This is a genomic window from Kitasatospora sp. NPDC057940 (assembly GCF_042887425.1).
Taxonomy (GTDB): domain Bacteria; phylum Actinomycetota; class Actinomycetes; order Streptomycetales; family Streptomycetaceae; genus Kitasatospora.
The window spans coordinates 107055-128892 of the sequence record NZ_JBHVPH010000001.1; the positions used below are offsets into that span (position 1 = coordinate 107055).

Here is a 21838-nt window from a genome sequence, read left to right on the forward strand (position 1 = left end):
CCCACCCCGCACGATCGGATCTCCCATGCTCCGCACCACCCGCACCACCCGCCTGGCCGGCGCGGCCGCCGTCGCGCTCGCCGCCGCCCTGACGCTGACCGCCTGCGGCTCCTCCGGGGGCGGTTCGGCCCCCGCCAAGGTCACCAAGCAGAAGTCCGACTCGCCGTACCAGGGCACGGTGCTCACCAAGAACTTCGAGAAGCCCGACCTCCAGCTGACCGACACCTCCGGCCAGCCGTACGACCTGCGGCAGCAGACCAACGGCAAGACCACGCTGCTGTTCTTCGGCTACACCAGCTGCCCGGACGTCTGCCCGACCACCATGGGCGACATCGGCGTCGCGATGAAGGCGCTCCCGGCCGAGGAGCGGCAGAAGGTCAACGTCGTCTTCGTCTCCACCGACCCGCAGCGCGACACCCCCAAGGTGCTGCGCACCTGGCTGGACTCGATGGGCAGCGACTTCATAGGCCTGACCGGCGACCTGGCCAAGGTGAAGACGGCCGCCAAGTCGCTCGGCATCCTGATCGAGGACCCGGTGGTCAACGCGGACGGCACCGTCACCTCGACCCACGGCGCGCAGGTGCTGGCCTTCCTCCCCTCGGACGACAAGGCGCACGTGCTCTACCTGAGCGGCACCGAGGAGAAGACCTACGAGCACGACCTGCCGCTGCTCGCCAAGGGGGTCGCGGCATGAAGGCCCCGACCGGCCACGCCCCGGCCGGCCGCGCGACCCTCGGCTTCCGGCGGACGGCGCTCACGGGCGCGGTACTGGCGACGGCCCTGGGCGGCGGCGCCATCCTGGTCGCCTGCGGGGCAGGCGGTCAGGGTGGCGCCGGCGGCGGGGCGGCGAAGCTGAGCGTCGCCGACTCCTACATCCCGCTGCCCCCGGCCGGCGGGATGGCCGCCGGCTACCTGACCGTCCGCAACGACGGCGGGCAGGACCAGCTGGTCAAGGTGAGCAGCCCGGGCGCCGAGTCCGTCACGATGCACCGCTCGACCCCGTCGAGCATGGAGCAGGTCCCGAGCCTGGACGTGCCCGCGCACGGCGCGTTGGAGTTCGCCCGCGGCGGCACCCACCTGATGATCATGGGGTGGCAGAAGGCCCCCGCCCTCGGCGACGAGCTGGAGCTCGACCTGACCTTCGCCAAGTCCGGCACCCTGTCGGTCAAGGTGCCGGTCAAGGAGCTCACCTACCGCCCCGGCCAGAGTTAAGGGGACCCGCCAGCATGGAGAAGGCCGCCCACCGCCGCATCGCCGGACTGCTCGGGACGCTCGGCGCGCTGCTCGCGCTGATGCTCGCCGGCGCCGGACCGGCCGCCGCGCACGCCACCCTGGAGTCCACCGACCCGCACCAGAACTCGGTGGTCGCCGCCGCCCCGCAGGCGGTCACGCTGACCTTCAGCGAGTCCGTGTCGCTGTCCAGCGACTCGGTGCGGGTGCTCGACCCGGCCGGCAAGGCGGTGGACACCGGCAACCCCGGGCACGCCGACGGCAAGGCGGACACCGCCCGGGTCGGACTGAACAGCGGGCTCGCCAACGGCACGTACACCGTCGCCTGGCGGGCCGTCTCGGAGGACTCGCACCCGATCGGCGGTGCGTTCACCTTCTCCATCGGCGCGCCCTCGGACACCTCGGTGTCCGCCACCGCGCTCCAGGGGGCCAAGGCCGACGGCCTGGTCTCCGCCCTCTACGGCACCGGGCGCACCGTCGCGTACGCGGCGTTCGCGCTGCTCGCCGGCGTCGCCGCGTTCGTGCTGATCTGCTGGCCGGAGGGCGCCACCAGGCGCCGGGTGCAGCGGCTGCTGATGACCGGCTGGGCGGCGCTGCTGACCTCCACCGTCGCGGTGCTGATGCTGCGCGGCCCGTACGAGCGCGGTTCGGGGATCGGCAAGGCCCTCGACCTGTCGCTGGTGCGCGCCACCCTGGACGAGCGGATCGGCACCGCGCTGGCCGCCCGGCTGCTGCTGCTCGCGGCGAGCGGGGTGTTCCTGTCGCTGCTGGTCGGCCAGTTGGGGCAGCCGGCCCGGCCGGCGGCGCGGCCCGGCGGCGCCGGGACCACGGGGACCGACGGAAGCGCGGGGAGCGCCGGAAGCACGGGCGACGAGGAGGCCGAGGAGGCCGAGCTGCGGGAGCTGGAGCAGCGCGTCGCCGAGCGGCCGCAGCGCGAGGCCCGGCTGGGCCTCGGCGTCGCCGGGCTGGTGCTCTCGATCGCCCTGGCGGCGACCTGGGTCGGGGCCGACCACGCCTCGGTCGGCATCCAGGTCTGGCTGTCGCTGCCGCTCGGCATGCTGCACCTGATCGCGATGGCGCTCTGGCTGGGCGGCCTGGCCGCGCTGCTGGTCGCGCTGCGCGAGGGGGTCGGCGCGCAGGTCGTCGACCGCTTCTCGAAGGTCGCCTTCGGCTCGGTCGCGGTGCTGGCCGCCACCGGCGTCTACCAGTCCTGGCGCGGCCTCGGCAGCTGGGGCGCGCTGACCGGCACCGAGTACGGGCGGCTGCTGCTGGTGAAGACCGGCTGCGTGGCCGTGATGCTCGGCGCCGCCTGGTTCTCCCGCACCTGGCTGGCCCGGCTGCGCGCGGCCCCGGCCGAGGCGGCGGAGGTCGAGCCGGCCGCTGTGCCGGAGCCGGTCGGCGTCGCCGCCGCACACTCCGAGGACCCGCTCCGGCAGGCCCAGCTGGCCCGTCAGCAGGCGGCCCGGGAGAGCGCCGGGCGCGAGCGCGGACTGACCCCGACCCGGGCCGGGCTGCGCCGCTCGGTGCTGGTCGAGGCGCTGGTCGCGGTGGCGGTGCTGGTGGTCACCACGATGCTCACCAACTCCCCGCCCGGGCGGGTGGCGAGCGAGGTCAAGGCCGGTGCCGTCGCACCCGCCGCCGGGCCGGCCGCCGGGGGCGCGCCCGCCCCGCAGACCGAGCCGGGCCGCACCGTGGAGCTCAAGCTCCCGTACGACACCAAGGGCCGCACCCCGAACGCCAAGGGGACCGCGACCGTCACCCTCAACCCGGCCCGGACCGGTTCGAACGAGGTGCACCTCGCGCTGACCGGCGCGGACGGGCAGCCGGTGGACGTCCCCGAGGTGCAGCTCGCCTTCACCCTGCCGGACCGCGACCTCGGGCCGCTGCCGGTGGCGCTCACCCCGGAGGGCACCGGCCGCTGGAGCGGCACCGCGCAGCTGCCGCTGGCCGGCACCTGGGTGGTGTCGGTGCAGATCCGCTCCTCCGACATCGACCAGACCACCCCGACCCAGCAGTTCAAGATCGGCTGACCGCGATGGAGCACACCTCGACGGACCGCACCCCGGCGGACCGCACCCCGGCGGACCAGGCCCCGACGGACCGGGCCACGGTGCCGAGGCCCGCAGCGCCGGGTGCGCAGGCGCCCGGCCGGGCCGGCTTCACCCGGCGGGCCCTGCTGGGCACCGCCGGCGCCGGGCTGCTGGCCGGCGCCGGAGCCGGCGTCGCCGGGGCGGTCGCCCTGGACCGCCACCCCGGCGCAGGGCCCGCCGCCGGGCCGGACGGCGCGCTCGGCGCGGCCCGGGTGCCGTTCCACGGCGAGCACCAGGCCGGCATCCTCGAACCCCAGCAGGCCCGGGTCCAGCTGGCCGCCTTCGACCTGGCCGAGGGCGCCGGGCGGGACGGGCTGCGCGCCCTGCTCCAGCGCTGGACGAGGACCGCCGAGCGGCTGACCGCCGGGGAGCCGGCCGATGACGCCGACAACCAGGTGGCGCTGGACGCCGGCCCCTGCTCGCTCACCCTCACCATCGGCTTCGGCGCCGCCCTGTTCGACAAGGCCGGGCTGGCCGACCGCCGCCCGCAGGCGCTCGAACCGCTGCCGCCCTTCCCCGCCGACGCGCTCGACCCGGCGCGCGGCGACGGCGACCTGTTCGTCCAGATCGGCGCCGACGACGCCCTGGTGGCCGTGCACGCGCTGCGGGTGCTGCAACGCCAGGCGGCCGGCACGGCGGCGCTGCGCTGGCAGTCGGCCGGCTTCGCCCGTACGCCCGGTGCCACCGCGCGCCCGATGACCGGCCGCAACCTGATGGGCCAGATCGACGGCACCAACAACCCCCGGCCGGACGAGGACGGCTTCGCCGCCAAGGTGTTCTGCACCGCCGGACCGGACCAGCCGGCCTGGCTCGCCGGCGGCTCGTACCTGGTGTTCCGGCGGATCCGGATGCTGCTGGACAACTGGGAGGCGCTGCCGACCGACCGGCAGGAGCGGGTGATCGGGCGGCGCAAGTCGGACGGCGCGCCGCTCGGCGCACCCGCCGGGGCCGGCGAGCGCACGCCCGTCGACCTGGCCGCGCAGGGCCCGGACGGCGCGCTGGCGATCCCCGCCGACGCGCACGTCCGGGTGGCCGCCCCGGCCGCCAACGGCGGGGCGGCGATGCTGCGGCGCGGGTTCTCGTACCACGACGGCCTGCTGCCCGACGGCTCGCCGGACGCCGGACTGCTCTTCCTCGCCTTCCAGGCCGACCCGCGCAAGGGCTTCACCCCGGTGCAGCGCAAGCTGGCCCGGGGGGACGGCCTCTCCCGCTTCCTGCGGCACGAGGCCAGCGGCCTGTACGCGGTACCGCCGGGCGTCCCGGCCGGCGGCTACCTCGGCCAGCAGCTCTTCGGGTAGCACGCCCGCGGCGGTCTCCGGTCCCGGCCACTGAAACGCTTTCCTGGCCGGCGGGCGGAGTCGTTATGGTGACTTCTTCGGCAACACCCCTGCCCCGGTTCCCCCCTGTTCCCCACGGAGGCGTCATGTCGGCCACCCGCTACACCTACCTCGGCCCGGCCGGCACCTTCACCGAGGCGGCGCTGCGCACCCTGCCCGAGGCCGCGACCCGGGAGCTGGTGCCGCTGGCCTCGGTGCCGCTGGTGCTGGACGCGGTGCGCGGCGGGGACGCCTCCGGGGCGTTCGTCCCGATCGAGAACTCGGTCGAGGGCGCCGTCACCGCGACCAACGACGAACTCGCCGCCGGCGCACCGCTGATGATCTACCGTGAGGTGCTGCTGCCGATCTCCTTCGCGCTGCTGGTGCGGCCGGGCACCGACCTGGCGGGGGTCAAGACGGTGACCAGCCACCCGGTGGCCCAGGCGCAGGTGCGCCGCTGGCTGGCGGCCAACCTGCCGGACGCGCAGTGGGAGTCGGCCGCCTCCAACGCGGACGGCGCCCGGCTGGTCGCCGAGGGCCGCTACGACGGGGCGTTCGCGGGCGAGTTCGCGGCGCCGATCTACGGGCTGGACCCGCTGGTCAAGGACATCGCGGACGCGCAGACCGCGACCACCCGGTTCGTCCTGGTCGGCCGCCCGGGCCGGGTCTCCTCGCCGACCGGCGCGGACAAGACCTCGATGGTGGTCTGGCTGCCGGACGACCACCCGGGCGCGCTGCTGGAACTGCTCCAGGAGTTCGCGGTGCGCGGGGTCAACCTGATGCGGATCGAGTCGCGGCCGACCGGCGAGGGCATCGGCAACTACTGCTTCCTGATCGACTGCGAGGGGCACCTGTCCGAGCGCCGGGTGGCGGAGGCCCTGATGGGGCTGAAGCGGATCAGCCCGCAGGTGCGGTTCCTCGGCTCCTATCCGCGCGCCGACCGGCAGGTCTCCACGCACCGGCGGCCGGGCACCTCGGACGACGATTTCACGGCCGCCGCCGACTGGCTCTCCCGGTGCCTCGACGGGCGCGGCGACATCTGATCCCCGCGAGGGCACCGCACCGGCACCGCGAGGGCACCGCGACAACATCTGATCGATGCCCTTTGTCTTTCCGCCCTTTTCCGATCGTTTTCTCCCGGCCGGACGGAAGGGGGAGGGTGACCGCACCCGTCGTCCACAGGGGCCCGCGGCGCCGGAACCCGCCATCCACAGGGGCGGGGACTATCCACAGCCGAAAGTTATCCACAGGCCTGGGGATGAGTCGACAAACCGGTATAGCCACTGCGGGTTTCGGTCGGATCATTGGTTAGCGGCGTAGAGATGACTAATCGGACCAGAGTCACCCGTGTGCCACTAAATCACCCGTCTGAGTGCTTCAATTCCCTCACCCGAGAAGGTCAAATGAGGTTTGAAACCTCAATTCCCTGGCTTCGGTGATCGGAGGGCCGACCTCCCCTTCAATCCACAGGCGCCGCCCGGATCCTGTGGATAACCCGGGCCCCGCCCGTTGCCCACAGAAGTTATCCACAGGATCCGGGCGGTTATCCCCAGGGGAAAACCCGTACCGGTGGATGAGCCTCCGCCCGGTACGCTTGGGCCTGTGATTGACCTTCGCCTGCTTCGTGAGGACCCTGACCGAGTGCGCGCCTCGCAGCGCGTCCGTGGCGAGGACGTCGACCTGGTCGACGCCCTCCTCTCCGCCGACGAACGGCGCCGGTCCTCGGGCAGTCGCTTCGACGAACTGCGCAGCGAGCAGCGGACGCTCGGCAAGCAGGTCGCCCAGGCCAAGGGCGAGGAGAAGACCGCCCTGCTGCAGCGCACCAAGGAGCTGGCCGCCGAGGTCAAGGCCGCGGACGCCGAGCAGGGCGCGGCCAAGGAGGAGGCCGAGCGCCTGCTCCGCTCGCTGGCGAACCTCATCGACCCGGCCGCCCCGGTCGGCGGCGAGGAGGACTTCGTCACCCTGGAGGAGATCGGCACCCCGCGCGACTTCGCCGCCGAGGGCTTCGAGCCGCGCGACCACGTCGAGCTCGGCCAGATCCTGGGCGCGATCGACACCGAGCGCGGCGCCAAGGTCGCCGGCGCCCGCTCCTACTACCTGACCGGCGTCGGCGCGCTGCTGGAGCTCGCCCTGGTCAACATGGCCATCGCGCAGGCCACCGCGGCCGGCTTCATCCCGATGATCACCCCGACCCTGGTCCGGCCCGCCGCCATGGACGGCACCGGGTTCCTCGGCCAGGCCGCCGAGAACGTGTACCACCTCGCCGAGGACGACCGGTACCTGGTCGGCACCAGCGAGGTCCCGCTCGCCGCGTACCACATGGACGAGATCCTCGACGCCGAGAAGCTGCCGCTGCGCTACGCCGGCTACTCGTCCTGCTTCCGCCGCGAGGCCGGCACCTACGGCAAGGACACCCGCGGCATCATCCGCGTCCACCAGTTCGAGAAGGTGGAGATGTTCGTCTACACCACTCCCGAGGACGCCGAGAACGAGCACCGCCGCCTGCTCCAGTGGGAGAAGGACTTCCTCAACGCGCTGGAGCTGCCCTACCGGGTGATCGACGTCGCCTCCGGCGACCTCGGCGCCTCGGCCGCGCGCAAGTTCGACATCGAGGCCTGGATCCCGACCCAGGGCAAGTACCGCGAGGTCACCTCGACCTCCAACACCACCGAGTACCAGGCCCGCCGGCTCGCCATCCGGATGCGCGAGGAGGGCAAGACCCGCCCGCTGGCCACCCTGAACGGCACCCTGGTCGCCGTCCCACGCACCATCGTGGCGATCCTGGAGAACCACCAGCAGGCCGACGGCTCGGTGGTCGTGCCCGAGGCGCTGCGGCCGTTCCTCGGCGGGCGGACCGTCCTCGAACCGGTCAAGTAGCACCGCGCCACCCGCACCACCCGCAACTCCCGGGAGACGTACGGCCCATGAGCACCACCAGCCCCAGCCCCGTCTCCCCCAACGGTGAGCACCCGAGCGGTGGCGACCTGCCCTACCGGCTGGTCGCCACCGACCTCGACGGCACCCTGCTGACCAGCGCGGAAACCGTCTCCGAGCGCACCCGCGCCGCCCTGGCCACGGCCACCGGCGCGGGCGCGCTGCACATCGTCGTCACCGGCCGCTCCGCCGCCTGGGCCCGCCCGGTCTTCGACGAGATCGGCTACACCGGGATAGCCGTCTGCGGCCAGGGCGCCCAGGTGTACGACGCCGGCGCGCACCGGCTGCTCACCTCCCTCACCCTGGACCGCCGGCTCGCCGCGCTCGCCATCGCCAAGATCGAGGCCGAGACCGGCCAGCTGGCCGTCGCCGCCAACCAGGACGGCCTGGACGGCCAGGTGCTGGCCGGCCCCGGCTACGAGCTGCTGATCGGCTCCGACCTCCCGGTCGTCCGGGTCGACCGCGACCAGCTGCTCGACGCCCCGGTCAGCAAGCTCTACATCCAGCACCCCGGCCTGACCGACGACGCGCTCGCCGAGGCCGCCCGCCGCGTCGCCGGGGACCTGGTCGGCGTCGTGATGGCCGGCGCCGGAGTGGTCGAACTGCTGCCGCTGGGCCTGTCCAAGGCCACCGGGCTGGCCGTCGCCGCCCGCCGCCTGGGCGTCCGCGGGGCCGACACCATCGCCTTCGGCGACATGCCCAACGACGTGCCGATGTTCGGCTGGGCGGCCCGCGGCGTGGCGATGGCCAACGCCCACGAGGAACTGCTCGCCGTCGCCGACGAGGTCACCGCGAGCAACGACGAGGACGGCGTCGCCGTCGTCCTGGAACAGCTCTACCCGGGCGTCTAGGGGCTCTCCTTCGGATCACGCCGTGGTGTTCGGCGGAGGTTCACCTCCAGTTGTAGGATGACCGGGCAAGCGGTTGTAGGATGACCGACGACCGGCGTTGACCAGCGACGCGGCCATCAGCGACGAAGGGAGCACCGGCATGACCGGCGACGGCAACAGCCTCCAGGCGGCCGGACGACGCTCCCTGGTGGACACCGCGATCGACCAGCTGCGCGAGCAACTGGCCGGCGGCGTCTGGCCGGTGGGATCGCAGATCCCCACCGAGCACGAGCTCGCCGAGCAGCTGCAGGTCGGCCGGAACACCGTCCGGGAGGCGATCCGGGTGCTGGTGCACGCCGGCATGCTGGTCTCCCGCCAGGGCGAGGGGACGTTCGTCCGCTCCACCAGCGACCCGGCCGCCGTCCTGCGCGGCGTCCAGCGCTCGGGCATCCGGGACGTCCTGGAGGTCCGGGCCGCGCTGGAGACCGAGGCCGCCCGGCTGGCCGCGCTGCGGCACACCCGCGAGGACGTCGAGCGGATGCGGGCCGCGCTGGCCCGCGAGGCCGAGGTGATCGCCTCGCACGCCGAGCGGACCGACCGCGAGGCCACCGTCGAGCACGACCTGGAGTTCCACACCGCCATCGTCGAGGCCGCGCACAACCCGGCGCTCACCGAGGTCTACCGCTACTTCGGCGCCTCCGTGCGCGAGTCGATGACCTCGGCCTTCGGCGACCACGACATGCCCGAGGTGGCCGTGGCCACCCACGCGGCGCTGGTCGACGCGATCGAGAGCGGCGACCCGGACCGTGCCGAGGCCGCGTGTCGTGAGCTGCTCGCCGAGCCGACCGCGGCCGTCGAGCAGCTCCTCGCCGCCATCGCGGCCCGGAAGTGACGTAGGCACCCGCCTCCCTTCCGTCCTCCGCGCCCTCGCGCACATTCACGAAAGAACAGCACACCCATGGCCGTCACCCGTGCCCAGCAGCCGGTTGCCACCACCGCCCTCCCGCTTCCCGTCCGCACCCGGCTGGCCCACCCCGCGCTGCTGCTGACCGGCATCCTGCTGGTCGCGCTGAACATGCGCGCCTGCCTGGCGGCGGTGTCGCCGATGGTCGGCGAGATCCAGCGGACCTTCGGACTCTCCGCCACCGCGAGCGGACTGATCACCACCGTGCCGGTGCTGTTCCAGGGCGTCGGCGCCCCGCTCACCCCCCGGCTGACCCGGCGGTTCGGCACCGAACGGGTCGTGCTGGGCGCGGTCCTGGTGCTGGGCGCGGGCGTGCTGCTGCGGGTGCTGCCCTCGGTGGCGGCGCTGTACGCGGGCTGCGTGGTGATCGGCGTGGCCATCGCGGTGCTGAACGTGTCGATGCCGGGCCTGGTGAAGCGGGAGTTCCCGGACCGGGCGGCGGCGATGACCGGCGTCTACTCGACCACCATGCTGGTCGGCGCGACCCTGGCGGCCGGTCTGTCGGTGCCGCTGGAGCACGCCCTCGGCGGCGGCTGGCAGGCCTCGCTGGGCACCTGGTCGCTGCTCGCGCTGGTCGCCGCGGTGGCCTGGCTGCCGCAGGTGCTGCGCTCCCGGCAGGAGCGGGCGGCGGTCGCGGCGCCGACGGGCCTCTCCGCCGGCGCTGCGGGCGGTCAGGCGGGCGGTCAGGCGGGCGGTCAGGCGGCCGGTCGGGCGGCCGAGAAGCCGATCGAGGGCATCTGGCGCTCCCCGATGGCCTGGCAGATCAGCCTCTTCATGGGCATCTCGTCGCTGCTGGTGTACACCCTGGTCGCCTGGATGCCGACCATCCTGGCCGACCACGGCATGGACCGCGGCGAGGCCGGTCTGGTCTTCGCCTTCTCCAACCTGGTGCAGGTCGCGGGCGCCTTCCTGGTGCCGCTACTGGCCGGCCGGATGACCCGCCAGCGCGGGCTGGCGGTGGCCATGGCCGGACTGAACGGCCTCGGCATCGCCCTGCTGCTGATCGCGCCGGTGTCCGGCGCCTGGGTGTCGGCGACCATCCTGGGCGTCGCCCAGGGCGGTTCGCTGGGTCTGGGCCTGGCCTTCATCGTGCTGCGCACCGGCAGCGCGGCCGGCGCCGCCCAGCTGGGCGGGATGTCGCAGGCGGTCGGCTACCTGGTCGCGGCGGCGGGCCCGGTCGGCGCCGGCGCGCTGCACCAGCTCACCGGCGGCTGGACGGCCACCCTGGTGCTGATGCTGGTGCTGGCCACCGTGGTCGGCGCGGCCGGCTGGGGCGCGGGCCGCAACCGGACGCTCGGCTAGCACCTCCGCCCGGGTCGACCTCGTCGGGGCCGGTTCGGGCCGGCCCCGTTGAGGCCGGCTCGGGTCGGCCCCGGCCGACTACTCCTCGGCGGCCAGGGTCAGTCCGGCCAGCTTCACCGAGGCCAGCACCGTCGCCGCCACGGTGACCGCCAGCAGCAGCGGGACGGCCACCCCGAGCGAGACGTCGGCGCCGATCGCGGCGTCCCCGGCGACCGCCTCGGCCACCGACCGGCCCCACTGCTGGACGCTCAGCGTCCGGGCGCCCGACACGAAGTTGCCGATCAGCGACTCCCAGACCAGCGCGTACGCCAGCCCGGCCACCACCGCGTGCCGGGTGACCACGCCGAGCAGCAGGAACAGCGCGCTGTACGCCGCCCCGGCGACCAGCACGGCCACGGTGTAGCCGAGCGCGATGCCGTCCCTGGTGCCGATCAGCAGCAGGCCGCAGAGCAGCGTCGGGAGGGCGGCGAACACCCAGGTGGTGCCGATCGCGACGACCAGTTTGGTGGTGACGATCTTCCACCGCGGCAGCGGCTTGGCCAGCAGGTAGACGATCGAGCCGTCGTCGATCTCGGTGGCGATCACGCCGGTGCCGACGACCAGGCCGAGGATCGGCACCAGGGTGCCGAGGCCGAGCTGCCCGAGGATCTTGACGGTGAGGTCGTGCTCGTTCCCGCCGGCGGTGCCGCTCGCGACGGCCGAGATGACCAGCAGCAGGGCGGGGACCACCAGCAGCAGGAGGCCGCGGCGGCGGCCCAGCAGGCCGCGCAGGGTCAGCCTGGCGACGGTCGGGTTCATGGTCGGTCGGCCCTTTCCTGGGTCCGGTACGGGAGTTCGGTGGCTCGGACGCCGGGCCTCACGCGGAGACCAGGTAGGAGAAGACGCTCTCCAGCGACTCGTCCGCCGGCGAGACGGTGTACAGCCGGATGTCCGCCTCCCGGGCGACCCGGGGCAGCAGGGTGGTGAAGCCCTGGAAGTTCACCGCCTCGATCCGCAGCGCCCGTTCCCGCGCGTCCACCTCGACACCGGTCGTCGAGCCGTCGGCGATCAGCGCGGCGGCCAGCCGGCGGTCGTCGCTGGAGCGGACCAGGTAGCGGTGCGGGCGGTCGGTCATCAGCCGGCGGATCTTCCGGAAGTCGCCCGAGGCGGCGTGCCGGCCGGCCACCACGACCTCGATGTGCCGGGCCAGTTGCTCGACCTCCTCCAGGATGTGGGAGGAGAACAGCACCGTCCGGCCGTCCGCGCCGAACCGGCGCAACAGCTCCATCAGCTGGAGCCGCTGGCGCGGGTCCATGCCGTTGAACGGCTCGTCGAGCAGCAGCACGGCCGGGTCGTGGACCAGCGCGGAGGCCATCTTGACCCGCTGCTTCATGCCCTTGGAGTACGTCCCGGTGCGGCGGTCCTTGGCGTAGGCCATCTCCACCAGGTCCAGGGCGCGCCGGGCGGCGGCGCCCGGGTCGGCGAGGCCGTGCAGTTCGGCGTTGGCGAGCACGAACTCCCAGCCGGTCAGGTAGTCGTACATCGACTCCCGCTCCGGGACCAGGCCGATCTGCCGGTACACCTGCTGGTTGCGCCAGATCGGCGCGCCGTCCAGGGTGACCGCCCCGCTGGAGGGCGAGAGGAAGCCGCTCATCATATGGATGAGGGTCGACTTGCCCGCGCCGTTCGGACCGAGCAGGCCGGTGATGCCTGGGCCGATCGTCATACTGATGTCGTTGACGGCGACCACGTTCCCGAACCAGCGGGAGACCTTGTCGATGGTGATGGTGGCCATGACGCCCTCTCAAACTCCTCGGTTCATCAGACGCTGCGGTAGCGGCGCAGCAGCAGCCCGTACGAGCCGGACACCATCGCGAGGACGGCGGCGGTGAAGACGACCACGCCGAGCCCGCCGGGCGCGTGCATCCGGCCGCCCATCCCGCCGACGTCGAAGAGCTGGTTGGTCAGGCTCTCCACCAGGTCGTTCGGCGACAGCAGCGCGATCCACTGGGCGGAGTCCGGGACGGTGAGCTCGGTGGCGGTGCCGATCCGGGTCAGGATCGCCACCACGGCCGTGCTGATCGCCAGGTAGCCCATGATCCCGGCCACCCCGAAGCCGCGGCGCGGGGTCGCGGCGGCGACCACCACCGCCACCGAGGTCGGCACCAGGGAGTACAGCAGGGCGGCGACCAGGCCGGACAGGAAGTGCCCGGTGTTGTGCCCGAAGTCCAGCCCGCCGAGCAGCGCCCCGATGTAGAGGACCAGCAACGGCGCCGCCATCAGCAGGAACTGGGCGCTGACCATGGCGGCGAACTTGGCCCGGACGTAGTCGGCGCGGGTGATCGGGCGGGAGAAGTACAGCGGGACGGTGTGGTGCCGCAGATCCCGGGAGAACAGCACCGGCGCCTGCGAGGCCAGGAAGGTCGACACGATCAGCACGAACGAGGACAGGTACCGCGGGTAGTCCAGCGGCAGCTCCTTCGCGCTGGTGGCGAGCGCGACCGCCACCATGACCACGGCCGGCAGCGTGACCACGCCGAGCACCAGCATCGGCAGCACCTTGGACTTGCCGGAGCGCCCGAGCCCGTACGCGGCGCGCAGGCTCTGGGTGAACAGCGAGCGCGTCGCGTAGGCCCGGCCGAGCCGGGGCCCGGTGTAGCCGCGGTAGCCGATGTCGTGGATGACGCCGGTGTCGGCGGACCTGGTGTCAGGAGGCAGCGACATCGTCCGTCCCTCCCCTGTTCTCGTCGGTGAAGAGTTCGGCGACCCGGTGGCGGCGCTGCTCCAGCCGGACCAGGCCGAGGCCCAGGCCGGCGACGGCGTCGCGGATGGTGTCGTAGGTGTCGTCGCCGGCCAGCCGGACCAGCAGCAGGTGTGAGCCCTCCGGCTGGACGGACAGCCCGGCGGCGGCCAGCCGTTCGCGGACGGCGGCGCCCGGCTCCGCGACGGCGTCCTGCGGGTGGTCCGTCACCTCGACCGCCAGGACGGCCGTCGCCTCGGTGAAGGAGGCGGTGGAGGAGGAGCGCAGCAGCTTGCCGCCGTCGATCACGACCAGGTGGTCGCAGGTGCGCTCCAGCTCGCCGAGCAGGTGGGTGGTGACCAGCACCGAGATCCCGAAGTCGGTGTGCACCCGGCGGATCAGGCCCAGCATCTCGTCCCGGCCCGCCGGGTCGAGGCCGTTGGTCGGCTCGTCCAGCAGCACCAGCTTCGGGTCGTGCACCAGCGCCTGGGCGAGCTTGACCCGCTGCTTCATGCCGGTCGAGTACCCGCCCATCGGCCGGTACCGCTCCTCGTACAGGCCGACGTGCCGCAGGGTGTCCGCGGTGCGCTCACGGGCGGCGGTGGCCGGCAGCCCCGCCATCCGCGCCATGTGCACCACGAACTCGGTCGCCGACACGTCGGGCGGCAGGCAGTCGTGCTCGGGCATGTAGCCGACCCGTTCACGGATCTCCGGCCCCCGGGTGGCGACGTCCAGGCCGAGGACCTCGCCGCGGCCGGACGTCGCCGGGGCGAGGCCGAGCAGGATCTTGATGAGGGTGGACTTGCCCGCCCCGTTGGCCCCGACCAGCCCGACCACCCCGGGCCGCACCTCGACGGTGAGCTGGTCGAGGGCGGTGACCCGGGGGAACCTCTTGGTGAGGCCGTCCGTCTTGATGACAGCAGTGGACACCTGCTCAACGTAACGGGCATACGCGCCAAGGGCTATGAGCTGGAATGACGAGCCCGTCTGCTGCTGCGGTATGACGCCGCGGAGGCTCTCCCCTAAGGGGAGGAGGATCTCCCACTCAGGGTCGGCACGTCCTCATCGCCTCCGCGGGGGCCGACCACGCGGAGGCCGGCCACGCGGAATCCGGCGGCGGCATCGGGGCGGCGACATCGGGGCGGCGGTCTCCGGCCGGACTCCGGGCGGCGGTCTCCGGCCGGACTCCGGGCGGCGCGACCGGAAGCTACGGGGCGGCGATCGCGAACCCCAGCACGACCGCGGCCGAGACCACGACGGCACCCGGCGCGAGGTCCGCCTCGGAAACGCCACCGGAGTCGCCGTGCCCGCGGTACCGGCCGCTTCCGATGCTCTCCGGGTCGACGTCCTCGATGTGCACGACCTGGCCCAGCCGCACGCCCGCGGCCTCCGCGTACAACTCGGCCTTCGCCCTCGCGGTCCGGACGGCGTCCGCCCGGGCCTGCGCCCTCAGAGCCGGCTTGCTGCGGACGTCGAAGTCGACGCCCTCCACCTGGTTGGCCCCCGCCTCCACCGCGGCGATCAGGAACGGTTCGAGGGAGTCGAGGTCCCGGTACTCGATGGCGAACGCGGCCTGGCAGCGGTATCCGAGGAACTGCCGGTCCGCACCGTAGCCGTTCCACGAATTCTGGAGATCGAGCCGTGAGGCCGACACCTGCCCGTCCGGGACGCCATGGGCCCGTATTGCCTCGCGCAGGCCGGAGATGGCCGCTCGCGCGGCGGCGAAGGCCTGCTCGGGCGAACCCTCCGTCCGGTCGATTCCCAGCCGGATCCGGGCGACGTCGGGTGCCACCTGGACACTTGCCGCACCGTAACTGGTGATTCCCCAAGGCGATCTGATCGTCGTCTGCATGCCCGGAAGTCAAGCACGGAGCGCGCGTCCCGGGTACGGATTTCCCCCCGGCCCCACCGGACCGCCGATGCCTGACCCGTCGCACCCGCCTCGACGGCCCTCGGCGACCCTCGGCGACCCGGTCGGGAGACGCGAGGGCCGCGCGGCCGTTCCGACGCATAGGGTCGACACCATGCGACTGAGTACCGTGATCCTCCCCATCCACCGGTGGAGCGAGGGGCAGAAGATCTGGCGGCGGGCCGAGGAGCTCGGGTTCCATGCCGCGTACACCTACGACCACCTGTCGTGGCGGTCGTTCCGCGACGAACCGTGGTTCGGATCGATCCCGACGCTGACCGCGGCGGCCACCGCGACCGAGCGCCTGCGGCTCGGGACGCTCGTGACGTCGCCGAACTTCCGCCACCCCGTGACACTGGCGAAGGAGCTGATCACGCTGGACGACGTGTCCGGCGGGCGGGTCACGCTGGGCATCGGCGCCGGCGGCACCGGCTTCGACGCGACGGCGATGGGCCAGGAGGCGTGGTCGCCGAAGGAGCGGGCGGACCGCTTCGGCGAGTTCCTGCCGCTGCTGGACGAGCTGCTGCGCACCGACGCCACGACGCGCGAGGGCACGTACTACTCGGCGGTCGAGGCGCGGAACATCCCCGGCTGCGTGCAGACCCCCCGGGTGCCGTTCTACGTCGCCGCGGCCGGGCCGCGCGGGCTGCGGCTGGCGGCCGAGCACGGGCAGGGCTGGGTGACGTACGGCGACCCGAAGGGCCCCGCGGACGTGCCGGTCGAGCAGGCGCCCGGCGTGATCGCCGCGCAGATCGCGAAGCTGACGGCCGCCTGCGAGGCACGGGGCCGGGACGCCGGCGAGCTGGAGAAGGTACTGCTCCAGGGCTCGACCGCCGAGAAGCCGCTGCAGTCCCTGGACGCCTTCGTCGACTGGGCCGGCACCTACCGCGACCTGGGCATCACCGAGTTGGTGATCCACTGGCCCGTCCCGGACTCGATCTTCGAGAACGACCTGGCCGTCTTCGAGAAGATCGCCACCGAGGGCCTCGCCCAGCTGGCCTGATCGAGGATTCGCTCCCCGTGGTTCGTGCCGCCGACCCACGCCGAGCAACCTGTCCGCCAGTGGCCGATCGGCCACTGGCGGACAGGCGTCGGGACACAGGACACAGGACAACGGTTCGCCGGTCGCGCTGCTGCACTCCTCGTCGTCGGGGTCATCGGGTCGATTAGCCGCGCCCAGACGCCGGGACCAGCCCCGACGCCTGCGCATCGGCGCAACAGGACCGGCGTGTCCTCAGTCGACCCGTAGTTGCGCCCCGGCCCGGCTCAGTCGACGGAGTCAGGTCCTTCCCCCATGCCCGGGACACCACCGCCGCCCCCGCCTATGTGCTCCTCAGTGCCTTCAGCGGGTCCGTCCGGGCCGCGCGCAGGGCCGGGTACAGGCCGGCCAGCAGGCCGACGACGGTGCCGATCAGCGGGGCGGGCAGCGTGGTGGCCGGCTGCAGGACGGCCGTCCAGTCGCGGGCGGCGGCCACGCCGACCACCGTCACCACGCCGAGGCCGGTGCCGATCAGCCCGCCGAGCGTGCCGAGGGCCGTCGACTCGGTGAGGAACTGGGCCGCGATGTGGCCGGTGCGGGCGCCCAGTGAGCGGCGCAGGCCGATCTCCGCGGTCCGTTCCAGGACGGCGACCAGCGTGGTGTTGGCGATTCCGACCGCGCCGACCAACAGGCAGATCCCGGCCAGCGCCAGGAAGAGTCCGGTGAGGTCGGAGGTCACGTTGTCCTGGAGGCTGTGCGGGTCCGGGGGCGGGACGACGGTGAACGCGTGCGGGGCGTCCGGGCGGAGGGCGAGCGGGAGTTGGGTCGCGACCACGGGTGCCGCGCCGACCCTGGTGGCGACGAGCCCTTGGGCGCCCCGGTCCGGCTGCGGGGAGGGGTTGCCGAAGTGCTCGAGTGCCGTGTTGGCCGGGATGATCAGGCTCAGTAGGGCGCCCGCCTGACGTTGGACGTCCGTGTAGATGCCGACGACGGTGTACGGGACGCGGTCGATGAAGACGGCTGGCTGGGCGTCCAGGCGGCTCACCCCGAGGCGCTTGGCGGCGGCCTCGCTGAGCAGCACCACCGGCTGCGCGGTCTTCTGGACGAACTCGTCCAGGCCGATCCCGGCGGTCAGGGTGGGCTCCATCGCGGCGACCGCGCCCGGGGTCGCCGCCAGGACGGACAGTCCGCTGCCCTCGTCGGAGCCGTCCGGACGGCGGGAGAGCGTCGGGGTGCCGGGCACCGGCCACCAGACGCCGCCGGCCCGTACGCCGTCAATCGCGGCGATCCGGTGGTCGGCGTCGGCGGGGAAGTCGCTCGGCGGGTTGGTACCGGGGGCGACGCCGTCGGCGCGCGGCTGGTCCGTCACGGTGACGGTGGTGGCCTTGGTGAGGCTGAAGTGCTCGCCGATCTGCCCGGTGGCGGTTGCGGTCAGGCCGAGGACGGCGACGAAGGCGCCGATGCCCAGCACGGTGCCGAGCAGGGTGAGCGCCGAGCGGCCGGGGCGCTGGAGGATGCCGGAGAGGGCCTCGGAGAGCAGGTCGCGCGCGCTCAGGTGGGAGGGCGGCTCGGGGAGCACGGCCACGCCACGTCGTCGGATGCGGATCACCGGACGGACGCTCCCGCCTCGCTGAGCACGCCGTCGTGGATGCTCACCCGGCGCTGGGCGCGGGCGGCCACCGACGAGTCGTGGGTGATCACGACCAGGGTGAAGCCCTGGGCGTGCAGGGCGTCGAACCGGTCCAGCACCGCCCCGGCGTTGGCCGAGTCCAGGTTGCCGGTCGGCTCGTCGCACAGCAGCAGGCTGGGCCGGTTCACCAGGGCGCGGGCGATCGCGACCCGCTGGCGCTCGCCGCCGGACATGGTGCCAGGCAGCGCGTCGGTGCGGTGGCCGAGGCCGACCAGGCGCAGCGCCGCCACGGCGGCGGCGCGGCGGGCGCGGCGCGGGGTGCGGTTGTAGACCTGGGCGAGGAGGACGTTCTCCTCGGCGGTGCGGTGCGGGAGCAGGTGGAAGGACTGGAAGACGAAACCGATCCGGTGCCCGCGCAGGGTCGAGCGGTCGCGGTCGCGCAGGCCGGCGGTGTCGATGCCGTCCAGCTCGTAGCGGCCGCTGGTGGGGGTGTCGAGCAGGCCGAGCAGGTGCAGCAGGGTGGACTTGCCGGAGCCGGACGGGCCGGTGACGGCCAGGTACTCGCCGCGGTGGACGGTCAGGTCGGTGGGGTGCAGGGCGACGACGGGCGGGCGGCCGGGGTGGGTGCGGCCGACGCCGTGCAGGGAGATCACGGGCGGCTCCGCCGCTGGTGCCGTCATTTGCCGACCACCACCTGGTCGCCGGGGCGCAGTGTGGCGCCCTCGGCCGGGGTGACGGCCACCAGGCCGTCGGCGGTGACGCCGGTGGTGACCGGTACGGTGGTGCGGTTCCCGGCGGGATCAACCATCGTGACGGAGGTCCGGCCCGTGGCGTTGGTGGAGATCGCGGCGACCGGGACGACCGTGACGGGGGCGCCGGCCTTGGCCTTGAGGACGGTGAGCCGGACGTTCTTGCCGTTCAGCGCGGCGGGCAGCGGGTCGTCCGGGGTGATCGTGACCGGTACGTAACTCTGGCCGCCGGCCTGGTTGTTGGGCGCTCCGGCGGCCGGGCCTGCGGCGCCGGACTGCGCGGGGCCGGAGCCCCCGCCGGGCGCCGCCGAGCCGCCGAGGGTGATCACCTTGCCGGCCGGGGGAGCGGTGGTCGGGGCGCCGACCTCGGTGACGGTGCCGCGGACGGTGGCGCCGGTGTCCTCGGCGAGCAGCTCGACGGCCATTCCCGGCTTCACACCCGCCGCCTGGGCCGGGGGCAGCTGGCCGGTGACGGCCAGGCCGCCGCTGGTGAGCGACAGCAGGGTGCCGGAGACGGGCGAGCCGACCGCGCCGTTGACGGCGGTGACGGTGGCCGGGAGCGCGGGCAGGAACAGCACGTGGGCGGCCGGGACCATCGGGCCGTTGGCGGCCTTGGCCTTGCCGAGGGCGGTCTGGTCGGTGGCCAACTGCTTCCTGGCGACCGCGAGTTGCTGGTCGATGTCGCCGGCGGGGGGCTGCTGGGCGGGCTGCTGGGCGGGCGCTTGGGCCTGGGGTGGCGCGGTGGCACCGGCCTTCTTCTGCGCGGTGAGGTTGTCCACCGTCTGCCGGTCGGTGTCGACCGCCTTCTGCGCGGTGTCCACGGCCTGCTGGGTGGTGGCACCGGTGGTCGGCACCGGGTAGCCGAGCCTGCGGTAGAACTCCGCCACCACGGCGGCGGTGCCGGGCCCGTACGAGCCCGCCTCGTCGCCGCCGGCCGAGTACCCCAACCCGGACAGGGCGGCCTGGAGTTCGGCCACGTCGGGGCCGGTGCTGCCCGGCTTGAGGTCGCGGTACGCGGGCACCGGCCCGGGTAGGGCGAACAGCGGCTGCCCGGACACCTCGGCGAGCAACTGCCCGGCCGCGACGGCGTCCCCCTGCTTCACGGCCAGCTTGGAGACGAACAGTTGGGTGACCTCCGCCGAGGCGGCGACGGGGACGACGTTGTACTGCGCGGGCGGGTACACCACCGCGCGGGCCGTGATCGAGGGCGTCAACACCTGGCTGACCACCGGCGCGGTGAGCAGGCTGTTCGGCGGCGGCGCGGTCTGCGCGGCCCGCTCCGCCGGGGACTTCACCAGCGTCGCCGCCCCCACCCCGCCCACCGCCACCAGCGCGGCGGCCAACGCCACCCCCAGCAGCACCCGCCTGCGCCGCGCCACCCGCGAACGGGTGGGCGGGGGCGACGGAAGAGGCTGGGCGATGTCGTCGTCAGCGCTCATCGTCGTCGTGGCCAATGATGCCTCCTCCTTGATGGTGCCCTGGGAAGAGCATGACCTATCGGATGTCGTTGAGACGCAAGGGGGTTGGAGGCGATCGCCTGGCAACGCCGCCAATTTGGCACCACAGCATCACGGGAACCACCCCTGGTCTGCCTTCAGCACTCCGACAGCACCTCGCTTCGTGTCACCAGCCAGCGGCCATCCCTGGGCGCGAGGGTGTAACTCGCCAGTTGCTTCGGACGGTTCATCAATTGGCCGGGCTGAACTCTTCCGCTCCGGGCCTCGTACTGGATCCACTTGCCAACATCGACGCAGTCCACCAGGGTTGCCAACTTCCCGTCCACCGTGATGCTGCGGATCCGGTGATCGACGGACCCTTTGGCAACGAGCCCAGCGCCAGTCAGGGCGCTCAGGTTCGCACGCAGGATCTCCAGTTGCTCACCCGCCGCGCGGTCTGCCAGTGCCGAGCCGTCACCGGACTCATTGGCCACCAGCATCGCCTTCCAGTAGTCACCGTAGTCCTGCTGGACGCGCAGGCGTTCACCTGTGAACGCCTCACCGCTATCGGTACTCGACCGGTTCGCGGCGAGCGTGCCAACGAATCCGACGACGGCGAGGAGGGCCAGGACGAGCAACAGGAGCCAACCACGGCGACGGCCCCCTGCCACCGCCGTCATGCCTGGCCCAGCAGCTTCTTGGCTGCGGCGATCCGCTGCTGGGAGATTTCCCTGTCTGCTTGGAGGGCCTGCTCGTTCCTGCCGATGTACACCTGCTGGTAAGCAGTCAGCACTGCGTTCCAGGTGGCCAGCAGCTTCACCTGCTCCTTGCAGTTCATGTCGGCGACCGCTGTGTCCCGCTCCTCCTGTGACACCTGCTCCGGCCAGGCCGCTGAACTCGCCTGTACCGGATTCGCGTAGTTGTAACCCAGCTTGGTCATGCAGCTCTGCCAGTCCGCGAGCGAGGCGCGGACTCGGCTGTCGACGGCGGCGTGGTCGTACGCCTTGCCACGGAGGGTGCCGACCAAGTCCGAGGCGGTGTTCTTGATGCCCTCCGCCTGGAGCCGCCGTTCGAACTCTCCCATGCAGCCCCGGTCTGCCTTGGGATCGGAGGCACCAGCCTTGGCCCCGCGATCCCCCATCAGGGCCTTCTGGTATTCGGGGCCCTGCCCGGACGGATTCCCCGTACCGGAGGTGCCGTTGCCCCCCGGCCTGGGCGGCCGGTGGTATCCGGTCTGCTGCGCAGCGGAGACGGAGAGCAGGCCCAGGAGCGAGGTGTCGATGGGAGTCAGCGGGGGAGGTGTCGACACCGGCCCGGGGTCGTAGTCGAACCCCTTGGCGGTCATGCAGGTCCGGGTGGCCTGGCCCATGGCCCGGAAGATCAGCGCGGACTCCTCGGCCCCTACCGAGTAGCCGTCCAACGGATGGGTTACCGGCGAGCCGTCTGCCGGGTCCGCGCCGATCTGCGGGACCACGGGCTCGCTCACGATGTCGGAATCACCGCCCGCCTTCGTGTCTTTGCTGCAGCCTGCGGCGAGCACCGCTAAAGCAACTACAGAGATGACCACTTGAGCCCTGTTCATCCGCATTCAACACGCCACCTTCATGTCCGACGTCGCCTGTCGACGCAAGCCTCGCACCGTCGTGGGGGGGCCGGCGGGGGGGGGGGGGCGCCCCCACACCCCCCCCCAACCGCGCGGGGGGGGCGCGCGCCCCCCCCCCCCCCGGGCGGAGAATAAAAAAAACACAAG

Annotated in this window: 20 protein-coding genes; 10 read left to right on the forward strand and 10 right to left on the reverse strand. The window is 73.2% G+C overall.

Going from position 1 to position 21838, the window contains the following annotated elements; all coding sequences use genetic code 11:
• Positions 1–25 precede the first annotated feature (25 nt).
• The 9 genes from ACFVTF_RS00530 to ACFVTF_RS00570 all read left to right on the forward strand — a co-directional run bounded on the left by ACFVTF_RS00530 (position 26) and on the right by ACFVTF_RS00570 (position 10666).
• The gene (locus ACFVTF_RS00530; RefSeq protein WP_371517767.1) at positions 26–694 is read left to right on the forward strand and encodes an SCO family protein; all 669 of its coding nucleotides are present in this window, start codon (positions 26–28) and stop codon (positions 692–694) included.
• Complete coding sequence (locus ACFVTF_RS00535) at positions 691–1212, forward strand: copper chaperone PCu(A)C (protein WP_371517768.1); 522 nt, start codon at positions 691–693, stop codon at positions 1210–1212. Before ACFVTF_RS00530 ends, ACFVTF_RS00535 begins: the two co-directional genes overlap by 4 nt.
• 14 nt (positions 1213–1226) lie before the next feature.
• Positions 1227–3260, forward strand: coding sequence for a FixH family protein (locus ACFVTF_RS00540; protein ID WP_387807298.1), 2034 nt, complete (start codon positions 1227–1229; stop codon positions 3258–3260).
• Positions 3261–3265: 5 nt separating this feature from the next.
• On the forward strand, positions 3266–4618 hold the full coding sequence (efeB, locus tag ACFVTF_RS00545; RefSeq protein WP_387807301.1) for an iron uptake transporter deferrochelatase/peroxidase subunit: 1353 nt from the start codon (positions 3266–3268) through the stop codon (positions 4616–4618).
• 125 nt (positions 4619–4743) lie between these two features.
• A complete protein-coding gene (pheA, locus tag ACFVTF_RS00550) occupies positions 4744–5679 on the forward strand; it encodes a prephenate dehydratase (RefSeq protein ID WP_363581480.1) in 936 nt (311 codons plus the stop codon).
• Positions 5680–6238: 559 nt separating this feature from the next.
• Positions 6239–7513: a serine--tRNA ligase gene (serS, locus tag ACFVTF_RS00555; protein ID WP_371517772.1), complete on the forward strand. Its 1275-nt coding sequence runs from the start codon at positions 6239–6241 to the stop codon at positions 7511–7513.
• 47 nt (positions 7514–7560) lie between these two features.
• Positions 7561–8421, forward strand: a complete 861-nt coding sequence (locus ACFVTF_RS00560) for an HAD family hydrolase (protein WP_371517773.1) — start codon at positions 7561–7563, stop codon at positions 8419–8421.
• A gap of 139 nt (positions 8422–8560) precedes the next feature.
• A complete protein-coding gene (locus ACFVTF_RS00565) occupies positions 8561–9292 on the forward strand; it encodes a FadR/GntR family transcriptional regulator (RefSeq protein WP_371517774.1) in 732 nt (243 codons plus the stop codon).
• A gap of 66 nt (positions 9293–9358) precedes the next feature.
• A complete protein-coding gene (locus tag ACFVTF_RS00570) occupies positions 9359–10666 on the forward strand; it encodes a CynX/NimT family MFS transporter (RefSeq protein ID WP_387807305.1) in 1308 nt (435 codons plus the stop codon).
• A gap of 78 nt (positions 10667–10744) precedes the next feature.
• Here the strand turns inward: ACFVTF_RS00570 and ACFVTF_RS00575 are convergent, their stop codons facing one another.
• From ACFVTF_RS00575 to ACFVTF_RS00595, 5 genes are all read right to left on the reverse strand, one after another.
• On the reverse strand, positions 10745–11464 hold the full coding sequence (locus tag ACFVTF_RS00575) for an ABC transporter permease (RefSeq protein WP_371517776.1): 720 nt from the start codon (positions 11462–11464) through the stop codon (positions 10745–10747).
• A 58-nt stretch (positions 11465–11522) separates the two neighbouring features.
• Positions 11523–12440 (reverse strand): ABC transporter ATP-binding protein, encoded by a 918-nt coding sequence (locus tag ACFVTF_RS00580; protein ID WP_363621121.1) that lies wholly within the window; start codon positions 12438–12440, stop codon positions 11523–11525.
• Between the two features lie 26 nt (positions 12441–12466).
• Positions 12467–13369: an ABC-2 transporter permease gene (locus ACFVTF_RS00585; RefSeq protein WP_387807309.1), complete on the reverse strand. Its 903-nt coding sequence runs from the start codon at positions 13367–13369 to the stop codon at positions 12467–12469.
• Complete coding sequence (locus ACFVTF_RS00590; protein WP_387807312.1) at positions 13353–14315, reverse strand: ABC transporter ATP-binding protein; 963 nt, start codon at positions 14313–14315, stop codon at positions 13353–13355. The genes ACFVTF_RS00585 and ACFVTF_RS00590 overlap by 17 nt, the downstream gene beginning before the upstream one ends.
• A gap of 277 nt (positions 14316–14592) precedes the next feature.
• Positions 14593–15237 (reverse strand): SIMPL domain-containing protein, encoded by a 645-nt coding sequence (locus ACFVTF_RS00595; protein ID WP_387807314.1) that lies wholly within the window; start codon positions 15235–15237, stop codon positions 14593–14595.
• A gap of 172 nt (positions 15238–15409) precedes the next feature.
• Here ACFVTF_RS00595 and ACFVTF_RS00600 point away from each other — a divergent pair, with 172 nt between their 5' ends.
• Positions 15410–16297, forward strand: a complete 888-nt coding sequence (locus tag ACFVTF_RS00600; protein WP_371517780.1) for an LLM class flavin-dependent oxidoreductase — start codon at positions 15410–15412, stop codon at positions 16295–16297.
• Between the two features lie 319 nt (positions 16298–16616).
• On the opposite strand, the gene ACFVTF_RS00605 is transcribed toward ACFVTF_RS00600, so the two are convergent.
• The 5 genes from ACFVTF_RS00605 to ACFVTF_RS00625 all read right to left on the reverse strand — a co-directional run bounded on the left by ACFVTF_RS00605 (position 16617) and on the right by ACFVTF_RS00625 (position 21676).
• On the reverse strand, positions 16617–17882 hold the full coding sequence (locus ACFVTF_RS00605) for an ABC transporter permease (RefSeq protein ID WP_387807317.1): 1266 nt from the start codon (positions 17880–17882) through the stop codon (positions 16617–16619).
• The gene (locus ACFVTF_RS00610) at positions 17879–18583 is read right to left on the reverse strand and encodes an ABC transporter ATP-binding protein (protein ID WP_387807320.1); all 705 of its coding nucleotides are present in this window, start codon (positions 18581–18583) and stop codon (positions 17879–17881) included. Before ACFVTF_RS00610 ends, ACFVTF_RS00605 begins: the two co-directional genes overlap by 4 nt.
• Positions 18580–20091, reverse strand: a complete 1512-nt coding sequence (locus tag ACFVTF_RS00615) for a peptidoglycan-binding protein (protein WP_387807322.1) — start codon at positions 20089–20091, stop codon at positions 18580–18582. Before ACFVTF_RS00615 ends, ACFVTF_RS00610 begins: the two co-directional genes overlap by 4 nt.
• Positions 20092–20246: 155 nt before the next feature.
• Positions 20247–20726, reverse strand: coding sequence for a hypothetical protein (locus tag ACFVTF_RS00620; protein ID WP_387807325.1), 480 nt, complete (start codon positions 20724–20726; stop codon positions 20247–20249).
• A gap of 38 nt (positions 20727–20764) precedes the next feature.
• Positions 20765–21676, reverse strand: a complete 912-nt coding sequence (locus tag ACFVTF_RS00625) for a hypothetical protein (RefSeq protein ID WP_387807328.1) — start codon at positions 21674–21676, stop codon at positions 20765–20767.
• Between the last annotated feature and the right edge of the window lie 162 nt (positions 21677–21838).